This is a genomic window from Kibdelosporangium banguiense, assembly GCF_017876405.1.
Taxonomy (GTDB): Bacteria; Actinomycetota; Actinomycetes; order Mycobacteriales; family Pseudonocardiaceae; genus Kibdelosporangium; species Kibdelosporangium banguiense.
Genome location: NZ_JAGINW010000001.1, coordinates 4,198,779 through 4,219,738, shown reverse-complemented (window position 1 = coordinate 4,219,738; position 20,960 = coordinate 4,198,779). Strand labels below are relative to the sequence as shown.

The window sequence follows — 20,960 nt, the reverse complement described above, 5'->3', positions numbered from 1 at the left end:
GCCACCTTCGGGAGGTGGCCCGCACAGCCGTCTCAGTTTCTGTCAGCCCTTTGCGCTGTCAGGCGTTGGAGCGTTCCAGGATCAGTTCGCGGACGCGTTTGGCGTCGGCCTGGCCCTTGGTGGCCTTCATGACGGCGCCGACGATGGCGCCGGCCGCGGCGACCTTGCCGCTGCGGATCTTTTCCAGCACGTCGGGCTGGGAGGCCAGGGCCTCGTCGACCGCGGCGATCAGGGCGGAGTCGTCGGAGACCACCTTGAGGCCGTGCTTTTCCACGACGTCAGCGGGTTCGCCCTCGCCGGCGAGTACGCCCTCGACGACCTTGCGGGCCATCTTGTTGGTCAGGGCGCCGGAGTTCACCAGCTTGATGACCTCGGCGACCTGGACCGGGGTGATCGGCAGGTCGCCCAGCTCGACACCGCGGGTGTTGGCTTCCTGGGCGAGGTGGCTGACCCACCAGGCACGGGCCTCGGCTGGGGTCGCGCCTGCGTCGACGGTTGCCGCGATGACGTCCACCGCGCCCACGTTCAGCAGGTCGCGGAGCTCCAAATCGGACAGATTCCACTCGGTCTGGATTCGCTTGCGCCGCGCGGAAGGCATCTCCGGCAACGTCTTGCGCAGCTCTTCGACCCACTCGCGGGAGGGGGCGATCGGCACCAGGTCGGGCTCCGGGAAGTACCGGTAGTCCTCGGAAGTCTCCTTCGCGCGCCCCGCCGAGGTCGATCCGCTCGACTCGTCGAAGTGGCGGGTTTCCTGGCGGATTTTGCCGCCGTCGGCCAGGATCGCGGCCTGACGGGTCATCTCGTAGCGCACTGCCCGTTCGACCGAGCGCAGTGAGTTGACGTTTTTCGTCTCGGTGCGGGTGCCGAGTTCCGAGGAGCCCTTGGGCATCAGGGACACGTTGGCGTCACAGCGAAGCGAGCCCTGATCCATCCGGACGTCGGAAACATCCAAGGCGCGCAACAGGTCCCGCAGGGTGGACACGTACGCACGGGCCACCTCGGGCGCGCGGCCGCCAGTGTCGGGGATCATCTTGGTGACGATCTCGATCAGCGGCACGCCGGCGCGGTTGTAGTCCAGCAGCGAGTGCTCGGCGCCATGGATTCGGCCGGTCGCGCCGCCCACGTGCAGGGACTTGCCGGTGTCCTCTTCCATGTGCGCGCGCTCGATCTCCACGCGCACAACGGTTCCGTCTTCCAGCTCGACGTCCAGCCAGCCGTTGAAGGCGATCGGCTCGTCGTACTGCGAGGTCTGGAAGTTCTTGGGCATGTCCGGATAGAAGTAGTTCTTGCGGGCGAAGCGGCACCACTCGGCGATCTCGCAGTTGAGCGCCAGGCCGATGCGCATCGCCGAGGCCACCGCGATCTCGTTGACCACCGGCAGTGAGCCCGGCAGGCCCAGGCAGGTGGGGCAGACCTGGGTGTTGGGCTCCGCGCCGAACGCCACCGGGCAGCCGCAGAACATCTTGGTGTTGGTCGAGAGCTCCACGTGGACTTCGAGCCCCAGCACCGGGTCGAACCGCGAGATGACCTCGTCGTAGTCCATCAGCTCGGCGTCAGCCGTCACTTCAGCTCGTCCTTACGTACAGCGCGGATGGTCAGCAGCACACCGGTGATCGCAACGAGAATGCTGGCACTGGCGTTGACCAGAAGCAGCTTGTCCTTGTCCTTGCGCGCGTTGCGGAAGCCCTGCACGGCACTCACCGCGCCGAAGACCGAACCCGCAAGGCCGAGGACACCACGGATCTTCTTCATCGTCCAACCTCCAGTTCGGGCACCCGGTTGATCAGCGGGCCGCCGTCGGCATCGTTGCGCGCCATCTCGTAGGCCGCCGCGACCCGGTACATCCTGGTCTCCTGCAGGGCCGGGGCCATGATCTGCAGGCCGACCGGGAGGCCGTCGGTCGCCGACAACCTGCTCGGCACGCTCATAGCAGGATGCCCGGCCAGGCTCGCCGGAATCGTGCACAGGTCGGCGAGATACATCGCCATCGGGTTGTCGGTGCGCTCGCCGATGGGGAACGCCGTGGTCGGCGTCGTCGGCGAGACGAGCACGTCCACCTTCTCGTACGCGGCCTCGAAGTCCTGCTTGATCAGCGTGCGGACCTTCTGCGCCGAGCCGTAGTAGGCGTCGTAGTAACCCGAGGACAGGGCGTATGTGCCGATCATGATGCGGCGCTTGACCTCGGGGCCGAAGCCGATCTCCCGGGTCAGTGACATGACCTCTTCGGCGCTGCGCTCCCCGTCGTCACCGATCCGGATGCCATAGCGCATCGCGTCGAATCGGGCGAGGTTCGAAGAGCATTCACTCGGTGCAATCAGGTAGTACGCCGAGAGGGCGTACGTGAAATGCGGGCAGGAGACCTCGATGATCTCCGCGCCCAATGCACGCAATTGCTCGACGGCCTCGTTGAACGAGACCATCACACCGGCGTCATAGCCCTTGCCGGAGAACTCCTTGACCACACCGACCTTGAGGCCGCGCAGATCACCGAGCGAGCCCTCACGAACCGCCTGCACGACAGCCGGGACCGGCTGATTGATGGAGGTCGCGTCCAGCAGGTCGTGCCCGCCGATGACCTCGTGCAGCATCGCCGCGTCCATCACGGTCCGAGCGCACGGCCCGGCCTGGTCGAGAGACGACGAGAACGCAACAAGGCCGTAACGCGAAACACCGCCGTAAGTCGGTTTGACACCGACAGTGCCCGTCACCGCGCCGGGCTGACGGATCGAACCGCCCGTGTCGGTGCCGATCGCCAACGGCGCCTCGAACGCGGCGAGCGCTGCCGACGAACCGCCGCCGGAACCGCCCGGGATCCGGCCGAGGTCCCACGGGTTGTGGGTCACGCCGTACGCGGAGTTCTCGGTCGACGAGCCCATCGCGAACTCGTCCATGTTGGTCTTGCCGAGAATCACGATGCCGGCTTCGAGCATCTTCGTGGTGATCGTCGCGTCGTACGGCGGCTGCCAGCCCTCGAGCATCTTGGAGCCGACGGTCGTGGGCGCGCCCTGCATGGTGACGACGTCCTTGAGCGCCAGAGGCACACCGGCCAGCGCCGACGCGGGCTGGTTGCCCGCCGCGATGTCCTCGTCCACCGCGCGTGCCTGCGACAACGCGCTCTCGGTGCTGACGTGCAGGAAGGCGTGCACGGCCGGGTCGACATCGGCGATCCGGTCCAGATGGGCCTGGGTGACCTCGACCGCCGAGACTTCCTTGGCCTGGATCTTCGCGGCCAGCTCGGCCGCGGTCATCCGGGTGAGGTCGCTCACTGTTCCTCCCCGAGAATGCGCGGGACGCGGAACCGGCCGTCCTCGGCCGCGGGAGCTGCTGCCAGCGCCTGCTGCTGGGTCAGTCCCGGGCGGACGACGTCTTCACGGAAGACGTTGGTCAACGGCACGGCATGCGAGGTCGGCGGCACATTCTCGCTGGCGACCTCGGTCACCTTGGCCACGGCTTCAAGGATGACATCGAGCTGGCCGGCGAACTTGTCCAGCTCTTGCTCCGTCACCGCCAGCCTGGCCAGCCGAGCCAGATGCGCGACCTCGTCGCGGGAGATGGTTGGCACTCCACGTACCCCCGGGGGATTACATTTCGTCTGGGACCTGGTGAGTCTATGGCGAGGGTTGACCGGGGCCCGAACGGGTTATCCGCCGATGCGTAGTTCTTAACCCTCGCGACTCGGACGCGTGCTGCTCGTGCCCACTCGGGTCTGCGAGAATCGGCGCCCGGCAACACGGTGCGGACGGCAGGGTTCCGCGCACGACGCAGGAGGCGTTCGCCTTGTCCTTCCTGATCCGGGTGCAACTCCCGGACAGCCCGGGAACACTGGGCGCGGTCGCGACCGCGCTCGGCAAGATCGGCGCCGACATCCTCAGCGTGGACGTGGTCGAGCGTGGTGCCGGCATCGCGGTGGACGACCTCGTGGTCGAACTGCCCTCCGGCAGGCTGCCGGACATGCTGATCACCGCCGCCGAGTCGATCGACGGCGTGGAAGTCGACGCCGTGCGGCCGTACGCCGGGGTCCTGGACACCCACCGCGAGCTCGAGCTGGTCGAAGAGGTCGCCGCCGAACCCAACGAAGGCCTGCGCACCTTCACCGAGGGCGTCCCCAAGATCATCCGCGCGGGCTGGGCAGTAGTCGTCCAGCACGACGCGAGCGGCACCCAGCCGCTGGCCGCCAGCGCGGCCGCCCCGCAGGTCCTGACCATCGAGCTGCCCTTCATGCCGCTGGCCAAGGCCACCGTGCTGGACGGCGAAGAAGCCTGGGTCCCGGAGACCTGGCGCGAACTCGGCACCGAACTCGCCGCCACCCCACTGGGCAAGCCCGACCGAGTCCTGCTGGTCGGCCGTCCAGGTGGCCCGATGTTCCGCGCCGCCGAGGTCGCCCGCCTGGCCCACCTGGCGGGCATCATCGCCGTCGTCCTCGACGGCTGACCCCGCCTATCCCGCGCCATCCCGCCCAGTCAATCCCCGCATTGGGGACGCAACGGGCATCTCGGTCGGGAGGCCTTGACGCGAGTCGCCGCAAGCTCCTACCTTCAATCAAGCCGCCCTTGTAAACGTTTACATTCCGGTTCCGAGGACGGAGGAGATGTGCGTCTACTTTGGATGGCCGCGGCGATGCTGGTCGCGTTGGCGGTGCCGGCGAGCGCCGATCCCAATCCTTACGGTGATCCCAACCTGGTGTCGATGTTCGACGGGAAGACGCTGACCGATTGGACTCAGGCCAAGTCGGGGCAATTCGTGGTCAAGGACGGTGCGATTCACAGCACTGGGACCGCGCGCGGGTGGATCTACTACAACAAGCAGCAGGCTGGCACGTTCCGCTGGATTTTCCAGGTCCGCCAGGTCAAAGGGAACCACAAGCCGACCGTGTTGATCTGGGGCTCGACCGAGCCGATCCGGGACGCTCTGAGTGCAATCCAGTTCCAGCCGCCCAACGGCGGGCACTGGGACTACCGTCCTGGCCACAACAACGGCGGTGGCAGCCTGTTCAAGCAGTACCCGCATCCCAGCTGGGATGTGAAGAAGTGGGCTCAGTGCGAGCTCATTGCGAACCAGAGCACCGGTATCGCACGGATGGCGTGCTGCCCATTGCCTTCGGGTGCTACGACGTGCAAAGCGACTGAGGTGCTGCGGTTCACCGACAAGACCGCCGGCCGCGTCGGCCCGATCGCGATCCAGATTCACAACAGCAAGATCAACGATCAGTATCGCGGGCTGTATCTCGAATCACCCGTGGTCATGAAGCCGGACGAGTTCATCACGACCTGACCGGCCGTGTGCCCCCAAAGTGGCTTTCGGGGCACCACCAACATGTCCCCAATGTGGCGTTGGTGGCGTCCCATGCCACCAACGCCACATTGGGGGCACATCAGCTGAGGTGTTTGGCGAGCTCTCGGCGGGCCATGGAGCGCTTGTGCACTTCGTCGGGTCCGTCGGCCAGGCGCAATGTCCGGGCGTGCGCCCAGAGACCGGCCAGTGGGGTGTCCTGGCTGACGCCGCCGGCGCCGTGGGCCTGGATCGCCTTGTCGATGATCCATTCCACGGACAGGGGTGTGGCGATCTTGATGGCCTGGATCTCGGTGTGGGCACCCTGGTTGCCGACTGTGTCCATCAGCCAGGCGGTCTTGAGGACCAGCAGCCTGAGCTGTTCGACACGGACACGGGACTCCGCGATCCAGTCCTGCACCACGCCCTGCTGAGCGATCGGCTTGCCGAAGGCTGTGCGGGAGACGGTTCGCTTGCACATCAGCTCGATCGCGCGTTCGGCCATGCCGATCAGGCGCATGCAGTGGTGGATACGGCCGGGGCCGAGGCGGGCCTGGGCGACCGCGAAACCGCCGCCTTCCTCGCCGATCAGGTTCTCCGCGGGGACACGGACATCGGTGAACTCGATCTCCGCGTGGCCGCCGTGGTCGCCGTCGGTGTAGCCGAAGACGTGCATACCGCGCTTGATGTCCATGCCGGGTGTGTCCCGCGGCACGAGGATCATGCTCTGCTGGCGATGGGGTTCACCGGACGGATCGGTCTTGCCCATCACGATGAAGATCTGGCAGCGCGGGTTCATCGCACCGGAGATGAACCACTTGCTGCCGTTGATCACGTAGTCGCTGCCGTCGCGTTCGATCCGGGTGGCGATGTTGCGGGCGTCCGAGGAGGCCACGTCCGGCTCGGTCATCGCGAACGCCGAGCGGATCTCGCCGTCCAGCAACGGCTCCAGCCACTGCTTGCGCTGCTGCTCGTTGCCGAACATGGCCAGCACTTCCATGTTGCCGGTGTCCGGCGCGGCACAGTTCAGCGCGGCAGGCGCCAGGTGCGGGCTGCGGCCGGTGATCTCCGCGAGCGGCGCGTACTGCAGGTTGGTCAGGCCGGCGCCGTGCTCACCGGGCAGGAAGAAGTTCCACAGCCCACGCTTTCGGGCTTCCTTCTTCAGGTCCTCGAGTACCGGCGGCGGGCTCCAGGGATCGTCCTGTTCGGACAGCTGCTGTTCGAACACCGCCTCGGCGGGGTAGACGAACTCGTCCATGAAAGCGGTGAGCTGCTCGCGTAGTTCCTGGGTGCGGGCGTCGTAGCCGAAATCCATCAGTTCTCCTTGAGCGTGGCGTTGCCCTGCGCGACAACGGGTTCGACGAGCGCGCCGACCTGTTCGAAGCCCTCCCCCACGGTCTTGCCCTGGCTGAAGCGGTAGTAGATCCCCTCGGTGATCACCGCGAGCTTGAAGAAGTTGAACGCGATGTACCAGTCCAGTTCGGACACATCACGGCCGGACCGCTGGGCGTAGTGCGCGATCACCTCGTCGGTACTCGGGTAGCCCGGCGCGCCGCTGACGTTCGCGATCACAGAGTCGTCCGGCGCCTCGCGCGTCGCGTAGGCGACCATCAGGCCCAGGTCTGCCAGCGGGTCGCCGAGAGTCGACATCTCCCAGTCCAGGACCGCGTTGATCTTGTCGTCGAGCACCAGTGTGTTGTCCAGCCGGTAGTCGCCGTGCAGGATCGTGGCGTCCTTGGACTTGGGCAAGCGCTCGGCCAAACGCGAGTGCAGCCGGTCGATACCAGGCAGGTCACGGCTGCGGGAAGCGTCCAACTGCTTGCCCCACCGCCGCAACTGGCGCTCCAGATAGCCCTCCGGACGGCCGAAATCGGCAAGCCCGACCGAAGCCGGGTCCACTGCGTGCAGATCGACCAGTGTGTCCACCAGCGACAGAGCGATCGACCGGGTTCGCCCGGCGCCGAGTGCGCCGAGTTCTTCCCTGTTACGGTAGGGAATTCCGGGCATGAACTCCATGACGTAGAACGGCGCACCGAGTACTTCGGTGTCCTCACAGAGAAACAGTGTGCCCGGAACCGGAACGTCGGTGTCCTTCAGAGCCGAGATCACCCGGTACTCACGGGCCATGTCGTGCGCGGTCGGCAGCACGTGCCCCAGCGGCGGCCGGCGGACGACCCACTTCGATGTCCCGTCCGTGACGATGTAGGTCAGGTTGGAACGGCCGCCTTCGACGCGTTCGGCCTGCAACGGCCCGTCGCCCAGTCGGCCGGCGAGTTTCTCCAGGTCGAGTCCGGGCAGGCTCATGCGATGACCCTGCTGACGATCTCTGCGACGCAGGCGGGCTTGTCCGCGCCCTCGATCTCGATGGTGACCTTGGTGACCGCCTGCTTGCCGCCCGGGACGTCGGTGATGTCGAGCAGTTCCGACGTGGCCCGGACGCGGGAGCCGACCCGCACCGGCGACGGGAACCGGACCTTGTTCGAGCCGTAGTTGACCACCATGGTCACGTTCTCGACCCGGTAGATGTCCTTGACCAGCACCGGAACCAGCGACAGGGTCATGTACCCGTGCGCGATCGGGCCGCCGAACGGACCGGCCTCAGCCCGCTCGACATCCACGTGGATCCACTGGTGGTCGCCGGTCGCGTCGGCGAAAAGATTCACCGCGTCCTGAGTGACCTCACGCCACTCGCCGGTGCCGAGCACCTCGCCCTTGGCCGCGGCCAACTCCTCGATGTCCTTGAAGACTCGCATGTCCAAGCGCCTTTCAGTCCGTGGGTCCACCGGCGGCGTACACGACCTGGCCGGAAATGAATCCGGCTCCCTCACTGACGAAGAACGACGCCAGGTGGGCGATGTCCTCCGGCTCGCCGACCCGGCGGACCGGGATCTGCGACGCCGCACCGGCTTTGAAGTCCTCAAAGGACACCCCGACCCGCTCGGCGGTGGCCGCGGTCATGTCGGTGGCGATGAAACCGGGTGCGATCGCGTTGACCGTCACGCCGAACTTGCCGAGTTCGATCGCCAGTGTCTTGGTGAAGCCCTGCAGGCCCGCCTTGGCCGCGGAGTAGTTGGCCTGGCCGCGGTTGCCCAGCGCGGACGTGCTGGACAGGTTCACGATCCGGCCCCAGCCCTGCTCGGTCATGTGCTTCTGGACCGCCCGGCTCATCACGAACGAGCCGCGCAGGTGCACACCGATCACCGAGTCCCAGTCCGCGTCGGTCATCTTGAACAGCAGGTTGTCCCTGGTGATACCGGCGTTGTTGATCAGCACTGTCGGTGCACCGAGCTCTTCGGCGACCTGCGCGACCACGGCCTCGACGTTCTCGGTGTCGCTCACGTCGACACTCAGACCGATCGCCTTGCCACCCTCGGCCACGATCGCGGCGGCGCCTTCCTTGACACCGGCGTCGTCGAGGTCGAGCAGCGCGACCGCGAATCCGTCGGTGGCGAGCCGCCGCGCCACGGCTGCTCCGATGCCGCGCGCGGCACCCGTGACGATCGCGACCTTCGAGTGGCTCATTCGGCTGTCTCCTTGTCGTTCAGTGATGTCAGCAAGAGATCGGCGTAGTGCTCGGCGACCTGGCCGGGCGACAACTTGCCGTTGCGGCGGTACCAGACGCCCAAGTGGTGCACGGAGCCGAAGAAGTAGTCGACGACCAGGTCGGCTGGGACATCCGTGCGGAAGTCCCCGTCGCGCTGGCCTTCTTCGATCAGTGCGCGGAACTGCTCGTGGTATTTGCGGCGCTCGGCCCGCACGGCGCGCTGTTTGCCCGGGGCGAGCAGGTGCATGGACTGGCCGAAGATCTTGACGTCGTCCATGTTCTCGATGGTCGTGATGACCACGTCCGCGGCGGCGGCCTTCAGCCGCCGGGGCGCGGGAGCCTCACTGGCCGCGAACTTCTCCAGCCGCGCGGTCTGTTCACGCAGGACACGGCCGTAGATCTCGTGCAGCAGGTCGTCCTTGGAGCCGAAGTAGTGGTACATCGCGCCCTTGGTGACACCGGCCGCCTCGACGATGTCCTGGACGGACGTGCGGTCGAAGCCCCGCTTGGCGAACAGCCTGGTCGCCTCGGCCAGCAGCCGCTCGTCCACACCAGACGCCGCACTGACCGGCCTGCGTGCCATCGTCGGCTTCCCTTCGCTATCCCAGACGCAGCAACCATACTGCTTGGTATGTCGCAGGGAAACCTCGACGTGATCTAAGCAACCGCTTAGCATGTCGGCATGACACTCCAGGACGGCGTGCGCTGCACGGTGGCCGCCGGCGTCGCCACGGTGACGTTCGAGCGACCGGATCGAAACAACGCGATGGACCTCGCCATGGAGCGCCGCTACGGCACGCTGCTCAGGCAACTCGAGGCGGACCCGGCGGTGCGCGCGATCGTCGTGACCGGCGCCGGACGGTCGTTCTGCCCCGGCGCCGACCTGGACCTGCTGTCCGGGATCACCGGTGAGAACGCAGGCGATGCCGAGGGCGACGCGATGGTCTCGCACGTGCAGGCCGCGGCGTTCATCGGCAAGCCTGTCATCGCGGCCATCAACGGCGGCTGCGCCGGGCTGGGTTTCGTGATCGCGTGCACGGCCGATGTCCGGTTCGCCGTGGAAGGCGCCAAGTTCACCACGGCGTTCGCCCGGCGCGGCCTGATCGCCGAGTACGGCCTCGCACACCTGTTGCCGCGGCTTATCGGGCGTGGACGGGCGATGGACCTGCTGCTTTCCGGCCGGACATTCATCGCCGAGGCCGCCCTGGAGTACGGCCTGGTGGAGGAGGTACACCTCGCTGAGGATCTGGTGCCGGCCGCCCAGGCGTACGCCGCCGAACTGGCCACCTACAGCGCGCCGCGGTCGATGGCCGTGATGAAGCGTCAGATCCGCGAGGAAGCCGACCTCACGCTGGAGGAATCCGGCGCGCGGGCGGCCCGGCTGATGATCGAGTCCTTCGGGCATCCGGAACTGAAGGAAGGCCTCACGAGCTGGGCCGAACGTCGTGCGCCGGAGTTCCCGCCGTACACACCGCTGGTGTGAGGTAAGCAACCGCTTAGTATGCAGACCTGGGCACCGACTGGTAGGTATGCCGGTAACTGCCTACTCCGCAGAGGAGCCGAGCATGCGCAGCACCAGCGTGGCGTACTCGCGGCCAAGGGCCCGGGGCGTCTTGCGGGTGCGTTCGCTGTACCACCGGGCCACGTCGATACCCAGGGACAGCACAGCGCGAGCGGCGGTCTTCTCGTCCGGCACGGTGAACGCGCCGGTGCGCACGCCCTCGGCGATCAGCGACCGGAAGGCCTGCTCGATCCGCCTGCGCAGGCCGGCGACGACCGAGAACTCCTGTTCAGGCAAGGCCTCCAGCTCGTATTGGACGACCCGGGCGACGGTGTGGCGCCGCGCGTGCCACTCCACGAAGTCCTCCACGAGCGCGCGCATCTTGTCCGGGGGCGTGCCGTCGCCGCTGGTCAGGTCCTGCACCAGAGCAAGCGTCTGCTCGTGCCCGGACCGGCTGATCTCGAACAGCAGGGCCGACTTGGACGGGAAGTGCACGTACAACGCGGCCGGGCTCATCCCGGCGGCGGTGGCGATGTCCCTGGTCGTGGTGGCGTGGAAGCCGACCGTGGCGAAGGACTCGACAGCCGCGTACATCAGCCGGCGGGCGGCTTCCGGCTTGACGTCCGGCCACAGGTCCGCGGGCAGCGACATCGTCATGGTTCGACAGTATCGTCACGCTAAGCGGACGCTTAGGTCGTGTAGGAAAGGACGGCAGTTGTGACCTCGTTCAAGGATCGCGTGGCGATCGTCACCGGCGCGAGCCGGGGCATCGGGCTGGGGATCGCCAAGGAGCTGACCGAGCGGGGCGCCAAGGTGTGCATCACCGCGCGCAAGCCCGAGGCCCTCGAAGAGGCGGCCGGCCAGCTCGGCGGGCCGCAGAACGCGATCTTCGTGCCCGGCAAGGCCGACGACTCCGACCACCAGGACGAGGCCATCGCGCGCACCGTCGAGGCGTTCGGCAAGGTCGACATGCTGGTCAACAACACCGGCATCAACCCGGTGTTCGGCCCGGTCGTCGACGTCGACCCGGCCGCCGCGGCCAAGATCTTCGGCGTGAACGTGCTCGCGCCGCTGGCCTGGACCCGCAAGGTCCGCGACGCCTGGATGGGTGAGCACGGCGGCTCGATCGTGAACGTGTCGTCCGTCGCCGGCCTGCGCGCGTCGTCCGGCATCGGCATGTACGGCGTCAGCAAGGCCGCCCTGATCAGGCTGACCATGGAACTCGCCGTCGACCTGAGCCCGAAGATCCGGGTCAACGCGGTCGCCCCGGCCATCGTGAAGACCAAGTTCGCCGACGCGTTGATCGGTGAGCACGAGGAGGCGGTGGCGCAGCACTACCCGCTCAAGCGGCTCGGTGTGCCCGCCGACATCGCCGGCGCGGTCGCGTTCCTGCTGTCCGACGAGGCAGGCTGGATCACCGGCCAGACGATCGTGCTCGACGGCGGCATAACGCTAGGCGGCGGCCTGTGAGCGTCGATCTGAAGGACGCCGGCGTCGTCATCACCGGCGCCGGCCGTGGCATCGGTGAGGCCCTGGCCCGCCGGTTCGCCGCCGAAGGCGCCCGGCTGGTCCTGGCCGATGTGGACAGCTCGGTGGAAGCCGTGGCTTCTTCGCTTGGCGCGCAAGCAGTTGTGGGCGACGCGGCCAGCGAGGACGGTGTCGAGGCGCTGATCGCCGCCGCCCGCGCATCGCTGGGCGAGATCGACATGTACTGCGCCAACGCCGGAATCGCACCGATGGGCGGCGCCGAAGCGACCGAGGACGTCTGGGCGCGTACCTGGGACGTGAACGTGATGTCGCACGTGCGCGCTGCGCGTGCCCTGCTGCCAGCCTGGCTCGAGCGCGGCCGGGGCCACTTCCTCGCCACCGTGTCAGCGGCAGGCCTGCTCACCAGCCTCGGCTCAGCGCCGTACTCGGTCACCAAGCACGGCGCCTTGGCCTTCGCCGAGTGGCTGCTCGCCACGTACAAGCACCGCGGCATCAGCGTGCAAGCCCTGTGCCCACAGGGCGTCCGCACCAAGATGTACGAGGACACCGGCGCAGGCGGCAAACTCCTGATGGGCGACAGCCTCATCGAAGCCGAGCAGGTCGCCGACCTCGTCGTGGAGGCCTTGCGCGGCGAGAAGTTCCTGATCCTGCCGCACCCCGAGGTCGCCGACTACTACGCCGCCCGCGCGACCCAGAACGACCGCTGGATCGCCGGCATGAACAAACTGCAGCGAAAAGTCGAAGACCTGGACTGAGAGCCATGGCTGGAAACCGCCAGCTTCGCAGCGGTGGGCTGAGCAGGCTTGCGGTATGGAGATTCGATACACGGCGATTCCCGCCGAGCGGCTTGAGGCGATGCGCTCGGCGGGGCACGACGAGCTCGGTAACAAGTGGCAGTTGCGGGTGGCCGAAGGCTGGGAGCCGTTGCGGTGCTGCCTGCGGAAAGCCGATGTAGACGAAGATATCGCGTTGATCTGTTACACGCCTTGGGAATCGCCCAGTCCGTGGATGGAGGCTGGGCCGGTTTTCGTGCACCACGACGCGTGCGACGGGTATGCCGAGATTGATCGCTATCCTGCGGTTTTCCTGAACAACAAGGCGATTCTGAACCCGTTCGACCACAGTGGGGCGCGGGCGTACGACCACATCACGTTCCTTGAGCCCGAGGACGACCACGAACAAGCGGTTGGGGATGTCCTCGGTCAGCCGGACGTGGCCTACCTGCACGCCCGCAGCGGGACGGCAGGCTGTTTCCACTTCCTGGTGCGCCAGGCCTAGGGCTTGAATCGAGATCCGCCTGAGCCTCGGCCTCCCCGTGCGCGACTTCAACTACGGAACGAACGCGACCCCGACAACAGTTCCACTCAGGCAAGACGAACCCGTGCGAACGGACCGTTCGCACGGATTCACCCCGCCGACTTCGATTCACGGCCTAGGCCTCTTCCTCGGCTTCGGCTTCGCCGATGGTGGCTACTTCGGTGGCGGCTTCGGGGCCCTGGGCGAGCAGGATCCGGAAGCCGTCCTCGTCGAGGACGGGGACCTTGAGCTGGATGGCCTTGTCGTACTTCGAGCCGGGTGAGTCGCCGACGACCACGAACGAGGTCTTCTTGGAGACCGACCCGACTGCTTTGCCGCCGCGGGCGATGATGGCTTCTTTGGCTTCGTCACGGGACAGTGTCGGCAGGGTTCCGGTGACCACAATGGACATGCCCTGCAGGTTGCGCGGGATGGAATCGTCGCGCTCGTCCTGCATGTTCACGCCCGCGTCACGCCAGCGCTCGACGAGCTCCTTGTGCCAGTCGACCTCCCACCATTCGCGCAGCGCGGTGATGATCGTGGGGCCGACGCCTTCGGCGGCGGCGAGCTCCTCCTCGGTCGCGTCGAAGATCCGCTCCAGCGAGCCGAACTCCATCGCCAGGGCACGGGCCGCGGTCGGGCCCACGTGCCGGATCGACAGTGAGACCAGGACTCTCCACAGCGGACGTTCTTTGGCCGCTTCGAGGTTCTGCACGAGCTTGGCGCCGTTGGCCGACAGCTCGCCGGCGATGGTCCGGAACAGCTCGACCCGCTTGAGCTTCTCGGCGTCCAGGTCGAACAGGTCGGCCTCGTAGTCGTAGACATCCGAATTGATCAGCGCGTTCGCGCTCTCGTAGCCGAGGACCTCGATGTCGAGCGCGTTGCGGCTGCCGATGTAGTCCAGGCGCTCACGCAACTGGCCTGGGCAGTTGCGCGAGTTCGGGCACCGGATGTCGACGTCGGCCTCCTTGGCCGGCCGCAGGATGGTGCCGCACTCGGGACACGTGGTCGGCATGACGAACTCGCGCTCCTCGCCGGTGCGCGCGTCCACCACCGGCCCGAGGACCTCGGGGATCACGTCGCCGGCCTTGCGCAGCACGATCCGGTCGCCGATCAGCACGCCCTTGCGCTTGACTTCGCTGGCGTTGTGCAGCGTCGCCCGGGTCACGGTCGAGCCCGCGACGGAGACCGGCTCGGTGACCGCGTAAGGCGTCACCCGGCCGGTGCGGCCGACGTTCACCCGGATGTCGATCAGCTTGGTGGTGACCTCTTCCGGCGGGTACTTGAACGCGATCGCCCAGCGCGGGGCCCGGGACGTGGCACCGAGCCTGCGCTGCAGCTGGACCTCGTCGACCTTGATGACGATGCCGTCGATCTCGTGCTCGGCGTCGTGCCGGTGCTCACGCCAGTACTCGATGAACTCATTCACCTCGGTCTGGGTGGAGAGGACCTTGGTGTGTGCGGAGACCGGGAGCCCCCACGCCTGCAGGGCCGCGTAGGACTCCGACTGGCGGGCCGGTTCGAACCCGTCGCGTTTGCCCAGGCCATGGCAGATCAGCCGGAGTTTGCGGCTGGCGGTGATGCTCGGATCCTTCTGCCGCAGCGACCCGGCCGCGGTGTTGCGCGGGTTGGCGTACGCGGGTTTGCCCGCCTCGACCTGTTTGGCGTTGAGCTCCAGGAAGTCCTCGACCCGGAAGAACACCTCGCCGCGGATCTCGACCAGCTTCGGCACGGGGAACTCGTCCGTACCGGTCAGCACTTCCGGCACGCCTTGCAGCGTGCGCACGTTCAACGTGACGTCCTCGCCCGTGCGCCCGTCACCGCGGGTCAGGGCCCTGGTCAGGCGGCCGTTCTCGTAAAGCAGGTTGATCGCGAGGCCGTCGATCTTGAGTTCGCTGAGGTAGTGCGCGGCGTCACCGACCTCCTTGGCCACGCGGTCGAACCAGGAGCCCAGCTCCTCGGCGTCGAACGCGTTGTCCAGGCTGAGCATGCGCTCCAGGTGGTCGACCGCGGTGAACTCGGTCGAGAACGTGCCGCCGACCTGCTGGGTCGGCGAGTCGGGCGTGGCCAGGCCGGGGTGCTGCTCCTCGAGGGCCTGCAGCTCGCCGAGCAGCTTGTCGAACTCGCCGTCGGTGATCGTCGGCGAATCCAGCACGTAGTAACGGAACTGGTGGCCGCGGACTTCCTCGGCCAGCTCCGCGTGCCTTGTGCGCGCGTCGGCCGGTACTTGCTCGAGGCTCTCCACCTTGGCTGTCTGGGCGGCGGAGTTTTCGTTCGTGCTGGTCACGTTGGGGAGACTAGCTGAGCCCTCCGACAATCTCGCGAAGCTCCAAGAGGCTGACGGCCCCCTGCGGCTCGGTGTCGGCGGTCTCCACCCGGCGGAGTCGTTCGGCCGCGACCCGCTCACCGAGAGTGGCGTCCAGCGGGAGGTAGGTCAGGGCCTCACGCGCAGCGGGCTCCAACTCGGCCAACTTCGGATGATGCACGGCGACGTCCACCACGCCCGCGGTCTGGTCGACTTGGACCGCGACCCGGACACCGGCCAGCGGGATCTGGTGAACTCCCAGGTTGACGGTCACTTTGGTCGGGTCGGGCACCGGTGGGACAGAGTCGTGGTACTCCCAGATGGCGTCCTCGGGCGGCGCGGCGGCCTTCCACGCGTCGGTGAACGGCCTCAGCCGTGGATCCTCCTGGCCGGAGACGACCAGGGCGTAGATGGCGCGCTGCCCACGTTCGAGGGAAAAATGCAGGTCGGGGTGGACGATGGCGACCAGGTCGCAGAGCTCGTTCTCCACCCGGTGCGGCTCGGCATCACCCAGCGCGGCGCTCACGACAGGCAGAAATTCGAACCACCGCTGCCAGAACTCCACTGCCGCCTCGGCCGGATCACGCTCCGGCTGTCGCCTGAACCACTTCATCGTGACTCCAATCGGCGGGGATTCCCGCTTTCAGGTGTGGGGAGGACGTCAATCCGGCAACCTATCGGGCGGCGGCGGCACTGGCGCCTGAGCCGCCGTCCCGGTCGACTCCGGACGCCCGCAGCGCCACAGCCAGCAATTCTGCGGCCGAACCAAGCAAACGACGACCCCCAGGCCAAACGGCACGCAACTGCCGTCGAAGGTCCAGACCTTCCACGGCGACCTCGACGAGGCGCCCTTCGGAAAGGTCGGCATCCACCGCGAGAACACTGAGGACAGCCGGTCCTGCGCCATCGACCACCGCGCTGCGGACTGCCGTGGTCGACCCCAGCTCGGCGACAGGTCGCAGCTCACCGACTTTGGCTCTCCGAAACGCGGTTTCCAGGGTTTCGCGTGTTCCAGAACCGTGTTCCCTGACAACCAACGGTGTTGTGGCCAGTTCCACGGCGGTTAGCGGACGCCTGCGCCTTGCCCACGGATGGTTGGGCGGGACAACGACTGCGAGCCTGTCGGTCGCGACTCGTCTGGCCGAGAGCTCGCTCGGGACCGTCGGCGACTCCACGAAGCCGAGGTCGACCTCCCCGCCCCGGACCAGGTCGCACACCAGGCTGGAGTTGGTCACGACGAGGCCGACGTACAGTTCGTTGCGGGCCCGGCGCAACTCCCCGATCCAACCGGCGGCAAGATGTTCCGCCACAGTCAGGCTGGCGGCGACACGCAGTTCCGCGGCACGTTGCGACCGCAGGGCTTCAGCGCCGGTGACCAGGACGTTCAGTTCGTCAAGCACTCGCCGCGCCCAGTCGATGACAACCCGGCCGTCAGGCGTCAGGGCGGAGCCGCGGCGCGTGCGGTCCACCAACGCGAGCCCCAGTTTGCGCTCCAGGCTGGCCAGCCGCTTGCTCGCCGACGGCTGGGCGATGCCGAGCTTGGCCGCCGCCCTGCCGATGCTGCCCAGTTCACCGACCAGCACCAGCAGACGCAACGACTCCACATCAGGAGTCATAGCTGCAGGGTATGACTGTTAGTCCGGTGTGGACAAGTCGGCCCGGCCGGCCCGTGATCATCGCGCCGGCCGGGCGTGCGGGGATCAGGCAGGGGTGTCGAAGGTCCAGACGGCGCGAGCAGCCGGGCCGACGGTCAGGGTAGAGCGGCCGATGCGCACCTCGTCCTGGTACGTGATGGTCCGGTTGAGCGAGAACTCGATGCGCCGCAGGCCAACCTGCTCAAGCGGAACGGAGTCGAACCGGATCGTGGTGCCGCCACCGGTAGCGATGACACCGTTGGGCACGGTCTGGATGCTGAATCCACCGGCACGCAACAACGGCAGGTTGTTCGCGAGGTCGTTCGCGGTGACCGCCATGCGAATGCCAGTCACATTGCGCATCAGGTGGTTCTGGTAGGCGTCCGACTGGTAGCGCTCCCGGCTGACGTCACCGGGACCGCTGGCCGGCTCGGTCTTGCTGCGCGGGTCAGCGAAGTACTCGTCCCGGTACTCCATCCCCCAGCCACTGAAGGCGTCGTAGTTCTCAACGGTGTTGACGCCGTCGAACCACGGCACCCGCACGCCGTCACCGAAGTCGCGGGTCTGCAGGAACGGCAACGGGTTGGGCAGACCCGCAGCCGGTAACCGGTCGATGACCGTGGCCAGGTCACCGTCACGGTCGGCCGACACCGCCAGGCCAGTGGCACCGGCGTTGGCATCCGGGCCAGGCAGTTCACCCTCCTTGAAGAACTCCAGGTAGGTCTCACGGCCGTAGAGGTAGCGGCCGGTCCAGGTCAGGTTCCCACTCGACGTGGTGCGGACCTCGAAGTTGGCGAACTCTCTCAGATACTCGGAGTTCTTGATGGCCTCAGCGGTCTCACTGTCAAGCACCCCATAAGCGTGGTTGTAGTACAGCAACTGGCCGGCACTTTCCTCAGCCTGCGCCCCTGCACTGCCCACAAGAGTCATGGGAAGAGCCGCGGCAAGGACCATGATCATCCGTCGAATCGACATGATCGTGATCATAGTACGAACAGCATGACATGATCTGTGAATCATTCACAGTGATCATCAGGCGAGGTCCCGGCACCGACATCGCTTACACGCCAGATGGTTGGCCGGGATCCGAGTCGGGGAGACGGTTGATGTATTCGTCGGGGGTGAGGGTGGGTGGGGCGATGGTTCTGTGGAGGTGGCGTACGGTCCAGGCGCGGGAGTGGCGGCGGGCTGGGTGCCAGCGGCGCGGGGTGCGGCGGCGTAGGCAGCGGGGTTCCTCGACGAGGACACGGAAGTAGGGACAGTCGCAGTCGCATCGACAGCCCTCGCGTTGCAGTCTGCAGTGTTCGGTCTGCCAGGTGTCGACGCCGAGATTGTGCTCGCCGGAAACGCACTTGCCGCAGTAGCGCATCCGTTCGCCGGGTAACGCGGTCATCGAGCACCCTCTCGGACGTCGGGCAACGAAACTCCTACGGTGACGTAGGACGGCGGCAAAAAGTACCGCCCTTAGCGTGATTCAGCGGCCGCGGTCGCACCTCGAGTAGTAACGAATCCGAGCAGAAGTGGGCCCGCGGGCAGCTTTGTGACACCTGGGGACACTTGTAGGACATGGCGTTGTCCGCCGGCGAAGACGTAGGCGGTGCCTTTTTCGCTGGTCAGAAGGAATCCGTGGCTGACGCGGATCGGCCGGGCCGCGGGGGCGGCGCCCGGCGGGAGTCCAAGCCGTACTGATTGGGCGATGGACTGAGGTGAATCCACGGAAGCCAGGGCCTCCAACGGGAGTACAGGCGCGGGCGGGTCGATCGGACGGTCCGGCGGCGGGGTGTACCCGGTGAACTGGACGCGGCCCCAGCGGTAGGGATCGCCTTGGACGCCGCCCCAAGTGGACCATCCGATCCGGGTCTGGCCGGTCTTGTCCTGCGTGTCCGAGTCGTAGACCAGCACGTTCAAGGCCGCGTTGGCCGGGTCGACCGCGCCTGGCACTTGGGAAAGCGGAACTGCGAACTCGACTGTATAGCCCGATTCGGTGATCTTTGAGGCGACGCGTACTCCGGGCGCGGCGCCCTGATGGTTGTCCGCATCACGCAGCGCACAGGGCGGTCCCTCCGCGGTCACGGGAAGGACGGCGAGTTTGTACGTTGTGGATGTGTTCTCTGAACGGCCACGTGGGTCGATGGTCAGTTCGACCGAGTCGGTTCGCCAGTGCCGCTTGCAATCCGCTGTGGCCAGACGGGCTCCGAGGACGTCATCGGTCACCGTGACCAATGCGAACAGGGTGTCGTCGCGCCACGAGATCTTCGCGGTGGCGGAGCAGTCCGCGGGCGAAGCACAGTTGTCGCCTTCCCATCTGGGCGAGATGTCCAGCTCGGGCCCGGTGTACTCGCCCGCACCGGAAACTCCGTCCACAACAGGCGAAGCAGACGCCTGCGGGATGGCAGTGGCCGGCACAAGCTCCAGAGCGGCGCGTGCCGTGGCACCGGGCAAGTTGATCGAATACTGGTAGTCGCCACCCTGTTGACCGGTTTTGAGCGTGGAGTCGGTGTTACGAACCGAAAAACGCACGACCGCGCTCGCACCCGGCGCCAGGCTGGGGAAAGGCTGTTGCGGACTGGCGGTGAACCCGGCGGGCATGGTGAGGGAAACCGTGCCGTCCCTGGCCACATCACCCTGGTTGCGAATCGTGATGTCGATATCGCGACCTCCGCCGGAGGGCAGTGTCAACACCGGTGCCACAGAGCCGGCCAGTTCGGGATACCCGATCTCGCGCGTCCATTGTTGATACTGCGCGACTTGTGGCAATGGCTGTTGAGCTGCGGAAAGCGCCGGGACAACCTCCACAAGCGCCTCGGTGAACCCGGTTCTGCCATGGCTTTCGACCTGTACACCGATCCGTGCTTTGCCCTGTGACGCAGTGGTGGGCACAGTCACAGTGTCGCCTTGGACTGTCCAACCGGGCGGTGGGATCAGTGTGGTCCTGCCACGGATCGACGAGGTCACCGCGATCTTCACACTCGAGCCCGTGGTCACCGCGTAGCGCGAGGCCGACGCTGACAATGTGGTCCCGACCGGGAACTCACCGGGGATGACGGCACCTTCGAGCAGGCCGCGCGCACCACGACTCGCCGGGCGATAAGGCACCCGGCTGGCCAGCTGGGTGAAATAGTCACACCCGATCTGCGCCGGATCTGTTGGCACATCAGGGAAACCAGCCCAGCCCTGGCTGGCGTACTCGCGCTGGGCAGCCCGCTCCACCTGCGCCCAGGTCTGCCCGCCGTACGCGGGCTCGCCGGCCCACGCACCCCAGACCCGGTCGGTCGGCTCGCTCGGGGTGAACGCGCTGACGCAGTTCGGGCCCGCAGTGGAGCTTCCACGCAGACCGCTGGTGAACAGCCTGGACACCGCCCACGGCCGCAAACCCTGGTCGCGGAACGCCTTCGGGTCCGCCGCCACCTGGTACGCCTCGATGGCCAGCCGGGCGGCGTACTGGTGGTTGCCATGGTTGCCCGGGGACGGCGCCGGGTTCATCGTCATGATGATCTTGGGCTTGGTCTGCCGGATGACCCGCACCAGCTTGCCCAGCGTGTCTTCGCGGCCCCATGCCTGCTCGGTCAGCGGTGAGCTGACGGTGTAGTAGAAGTCGGCCTTGTCGAGGTTGAAGACATCCGTGATGCCGGCCTTGCCGACCGCGCGCCGCTCCTCGGCCTCGCGCAGCCTGCCCAGCTCAGGGCCTTCCTCCGTACCGACCGCGTTCCCGCCGCCTTCGCCACGGGTCACCGTGACCACGCCGGAACGCACCTTGAACTGCCCTAAGGTCGACAACGCACCGGCCTCGTCATCCGGGTGCGCACCCACGAACAGGACATCCAGCTCAGCGCGGTCTCGCTGCGACGCGGCAACCTGCACCGGAACCGCGGTACCTACGACAAGAACCAGGGACAACAGGCCCACCCAGCGCACTGTCCTCGC

Annotated in this window: 22 protein-coding genes; 6 read left to right on the top strand and 16 right to left on the bottom strand. The window is 67.0% G+C overall.

The window, feature by feature from the left end:
* Positions 1 to 58: 58 nt before the first annotated feature.
* The 4 genes from gatB to gatC are packed head-to-tail and all read right to left on the bottom strand — an operon-like array spanning position 59 to position 3,562.
* Positions 59 to 1,564: an Asp-tRNA(Asn)/Glu-tRNA(Gln) amidotransferase subunit GatB gene (gene gatB, locus JOF56_RS19955; RefSeq protein WP_209640320.1), complete on the bottom strand. Its 1,506-nt coding sequence runs from the start codon at positions 1,562 to 1,564 to the stop codon at positions 59 to 61.
* A complete protein-coding gene (locus JOF56_RS19950) occupies positions 1,561 to 1,752 on the bottom strand; it encodes a hypothetical protein (RefSeq protein WP_209640317.1) in 192 nt (63 codons plus the stop codon). The genes gatB and JOF56_RS19950 overlap by 4 nt, the downstream gene beginning before the upstream one ends.
* Complete coding sequence (gene gatA, locus JOF56_RS19945) at positions 1,749 to 3,248, bottom strand: Asp-tRNA(Asn)/Glu-tRNA(Gln) amidotransferase subunit GatA (protein ID WP_245379766.1); 1,500 nt, start codon at positions 3,246 to 3,248, stop codon at positions 1,749 to 1,751. The genes JOF56_RS19950 and gatA overlap by 4 nt, the downstream gene beginning before the upstream one ends.
* A 14-nt stretch (positions 3,249 to 3,262) precedes the next feature.
* Positions 3,263 to 3,562: an Asp-tRNA(Asn)/Glu-tRNA(Gln) amidotransferase subunit GatC gene (gatC, locus tag JOF56_RS19940; protein WP_209640311.1), complete on the bottom strand. Its 300-nt coding sequence runs from the start codon at positions 3,560 to 3,562 to the stop codon at positions 3,263 to 3,265.
* A gap of 215 nt (positions 3,563 to 3,777) precedes the next feature.
* On the opposite strand from gatC, the gene JOF56_RS19935 reads away from it, so the two are divergent.
* Both JOF56_RS19935 and JOF56_RS19930 read left to right on the top strand, forming a co-directional pair.
* Entirely contained in the window at positions 3,778 to 4,431 is a 654-nt protein-coding gene (locus JOF56_RS19935) for an ACT domain-containing protein (RefSeq protein ID WP_209640308.1), read from the top strand.
* A 75-nt stretch (positions 4,432 to 4,506) separates the two neighbouring features.
* Positions 4,507 to 5,271, top strand: coding sequence for a 3-keto-alpha-glucoside-1,2-lyase-like domain-containing protein (locus tag JOF56_RS19930; protein WP_245378317.1), 765 nt, complete (start codon positions 4,507 to 4,509; stop codon positions 5,269 to 5,271).
* 100 nt (positions 5,272 to 5,371) lie between these two features.
* On the opposite strand, the gene JOF56_RS19925 is transcribed toward JOF56_RS19930, so the two are convergent.
* The 5 genes from JOF56_RS19925 to JOF56_RS19905 are packed head-to-tail and all read right to left on the bottom strand — an operon-like array spanning position 5,372 to position 9,395.
* A complete protein-coding gene (locus JOF56_RS19925; RefSeq protein ID WP_209640306.1) occupies positions 5,372 to 6,583 on the bottom strand; it encodes an acyl-CoA dehydrogenase family protein in 1,212 nt (403 codons plus the stop codon).
* Positions 6,583 to 7,572 (bottom strand): phosphotransferase family protein, encoded by a 990-nt coding sequence (locus JOF56_RS19920; protein WP_209640303.1) that lies wholly within the window; start codon positions 7,570 to 7,572, stop codon positions 6,583 to 6,585. Before JOF56_RS19920 ends, JOF56_RS19925 begins: the two co-directional genes overlap by 1 nt.
* Complete coding sequence (locus JOF56_RS19915; protein ID WP_209640300.1) at positions 7,569 to 8,021, bottom strand: MaoC family dehydratase; 453 nt, start codon at positions 8,019 to 8,021, stop codon at positions 7,569 to 7,571. Before JOF56_RS19915 ends, JOF56_RS19920 begins: the two co-directional genes overlap by 4 nt.
* A gap of 13 nt (positions 8,022 to 8,034) precedes the next feature.
* On the bottom strand, positions 8,035 to 8,790 hold the full coding sequence (fabG, locus tag JOF56_RS19910) for a 3-oxoacyl-ACP reductase FabG (protein WP_209640297.1): 756 nt from the start codon (positions 8,788 to 8,790) through the stop codon (positions 8,035 to 8,037).
* Positions 8,787 to 9,395 (bottom strand): TetR/AcrR family transcriptional regulator, encoded by a 609-nt coding sequence (locus JOF56_RS19905; RefSeq protein ID WP_209640294.1) that lies wholly within the window; start codon positions 9,393 to 9,395, stop codon positions 8,787 to 8,789. The genes fabG and JOF56_RS19905 overlap by 4 nt, the downstream gene beginning before the upstream one ends.
* Before the next feature lie 99 nt (positions 9,396 to 9,494).
* Between JOF56_RS19905 and JOF56_RS19900 the strand changes: the two genes are divergently transcribed.
* The gene (locus tag JOF56_RS19900; RefSeq protein WP_209640292.1) at positions 9,495 to 10,295 is read left to right on the top strand and encodes an enoyl-CoA hydratase-related protein; all 801 of its coding nucleotides are present in this window, start codon (positions 9,495 to 9,497) and stop codon (positions 10,293 to 10,295) included.
* Between the two features lie 60 nt (positions 10,296 to 10,355).
* Here JOF56_RS19900 and JOF56_RS19895 read toward each other — a convergent pair whose 3' ends face one another.
* A complete protein-coding gene (locus JOF56_RS19895; RefSeq protein ID WP_209640289.1) occupies positions 10,356 to 10,970 on the bottom strand; it encodes a TetR/AcrR family transcriptional regulator in 615 nt (204 codons plus the stop codon).
* A 60-nt stretch (positions 10,971 to 11,030) separates the two neighbouring features.
* Here JOF56_RS19895 and JOF56_RS19890 point away from each other — a divergent pair, with 60 nt between their 5' ends.
* Genes JOF56_RS19890 through JOF56_RS19880 form a run of 3 tightly spaced genes read left to right on the top strand, consistent with a single transcriptional unit; the run spans position 11,031 to position 13,079 of the window.
* Complete coding sequence (locus tag JOF56_RS19890; protein WP_209640286.1) at positions 11,031 to 11,783, top strand: SDR family oxidoreductase; 753 nt, start codon at positions 11,031 to 11,033, stop codon at positions 11,781 to 11,783.
* A complete protein-coding gene (locus tag JOF56_RS19885) occupies positions 11,780 to 12,556 on the top strand; it encodes an SDR family oxidoreductase (protein ID WP_209640283.1) in 777 nt (258 codons plus the stop codon). The genes JOF56_RS19890 and JOF56_RS19885 overlap by 4 nt, the downstream gene beginning before the upstream one ends.
* A gap of 55 nt (positions 12,557 to 12,611) precedes the next feature.
* Positions 12,612 to 13,079, top strand: a complete 468-nt coding sequence (locus JOF56_RS19880; RefSeq protein WP_209640281.1) for a DUF1203 domain-containing protein — start codon at positions 12,612 to 12,614, stop codon at positions 13,077 to 13,079.
* Between the two features lie 154 nt (positions 13,080 to 13,233).
* Here the strand turns inward: JOF56_RS19880 and ligA are convergent, their stop codons facing one another.
* The 6 genes from ligA to JOF56_RS19850 form a co-directional block, all read right to left on the bottom strand.
* Entirely contained in the window at positions 13,234 to 15,384 is a 2,151-nt protein-coding gene (gene ligA / locus JOF56_RS19875) for an NAD-dependent DNA ligase LigA (RefSeq protein ID WP_209640278.1), read from the bottom strand.
* A gap of 10 nt (positions 15,385 to 15,394) precedes the next feature.
* Complete coding sequence (locus JOF56_RS19870; protein WP_209640275.1) at positions 15,395 to 16,015, bottom strand: hypothetical protein; 621 nt, start codon at positions 16,013 to 16,015, stop codon at positions 15,395 to 15,397.
* Between the two features lie 61 nt (positions 16,016 to 16,076).
* Positions 16,077 to 17,018, bottom strand: a complete 942-nt coding sequence (locus JOF56_RS19865) for a LysR family transcriptional regulator (protein WP_209640271.1) — start codon at positions 17,016 to 17,018, stop codon at positions 16,077 to 16,079.
* Positions 17,019 to 17,102: 84 nt separating this feature from the next.
* A complete protein-coding gene (locus tag JOF56_RS19860; RefSeq protein ID WP_245378316.1) occupies positions 17,103 to 18,011 on the bottom strand; it encodes a DUF5829 family protein in 909 nt (302 codons plus the stop codon).
* 85 nt (positions 18,012 to 18,096) lie between these two features.
* Positions 18,097 to 18,429 (bottom strand): hypothetical protein, encoded by a 333-nt coding sequence (locus JOF56_RS19855; RefSeq protein WP_209640268.1) that lies wholly within the window; start codon positions 18,427 to 18,429, stop codon positions 18,097 to 18,099.
* A 71-nt stretch (positions 18,430 to 18,500) separates the two neighbouring features.
* Positions 18,501 to 20,951 (bottom strand): sugar-binding protein, encoded by a 2,451-nt coding sequence (locus tag JOF56_RS19850; protein WP_209640265.1) that lies wholly within the window; start codon positions 20,949 to 20,951, stop codon positions 18,501 to 18,503.
* Positions 20,952 to 20,960: the final 9 nt, after the last annotated feature.

Excerpts from the sequence above, each read along its gene's own strand:
- JOF56_RS19925 (WP_209640306.1), bottom strand. The coding sequence starts at position 6,583 with ATGGATTTCGGCTACGACGCCCGCACCCAGGAACTACGCGAGCAGCTC.
- JOF56_RS19920 (WP_209640303.1), bottom strand. The coding sequence starts at position 7,572 with ATGAGCCTGCCCGGACTCGACCTGGAGAAACTCGCCGGCCGACTGGGC.
- JOF56_RS19860 (WP_245378316.1), bottom strand. The coding sequence starts at position 18,011 with ATGTCGATTCGACGGATGATCATGGTCCTTGCCGCGGCTCTTCCCATG.
- JOF56_RS19950 (WP_209640317.1), bottom strand. The coding sequence starts at position 1,752 with ATGAAGAAGATCCGTGGTGTCCTCGGCCTTGCGGGTTCGGTCTTCGGC.
- JOF56_RS19865 (WP_209640271.1), bottom strand. The coding sequence starts at position 17,018 with ATGACTCCTGATGTGGAGTCGTTGCGTCTGCTGGTGCTGGTCGGTGAA.
- JOF56_RS19855 (WP_209640268.1), bottom strand. The coding sequence starts at position 18,429 with ATGACCGCGTTACCCGGCGAACGGATGCGCTACTGCGGCAAGTGCGTT.
- JOF56_RS19870 (WP_209640275.1), bottom strand. The coding sequence starts at position 16,015 with ATGAAGTGGTTCAGGCGACAGCCGGAGCGTGATCCGGCCGAGGCGGCA.
- JOF56_RS19880 (WP_209640281.1), top strand. The coding sequence starts at position 12,612 with ATGGAGATTCGATACACGGCGATTCCCGCCGAGCGGCTTGAGGCGATG.
- JOF56_RS19915 (WP_209640300.1), bottom strand. The coding sequence starts at position 8,021 with ATGCGAGTCTTCAAGGACATCGAGGAGTTGGCCGCGGCCAAGGGCGAG.
- JOF56_RS19900 (WP_209640292.1), top strand. The coding sequence starts at position 9,495 with ATGACACTCCAGGACGGCGTGCGCTGCACGGTGGCCGCCGGCGTCGCC.
- gatA (WP_245379766.1), bottom strand. The coding sequence starts at position 3,248 with ATGACCGCGGCCGAGCTGGCCGCGAAGATCCAGGCCAAGGAAGTCTCG.
- JOF56_RS19905 (WP_209640294.1), bottom strand. The coding sequence starts at position 9,395 with ATGGCACGCAGGCCGGTCAGTGCGGCGTCTGGTGTGGACGAGCGGCTG.
- JOF56_RS19895 (WP_209640289.1), bottom strand. The coding sequence starts at position 10,970 with ATGACGATGTCGCTGCCCGCGGACCTGTGGCCGGACGTCAAGCCGGAA.
- fabG (WP_209640297.1), bottom strand. The coding sequence starts at position 8,790 with ATGAGCCACTCGAAGGTCGCGATCGTCACGGGTGCCGCGCGCGGCATC.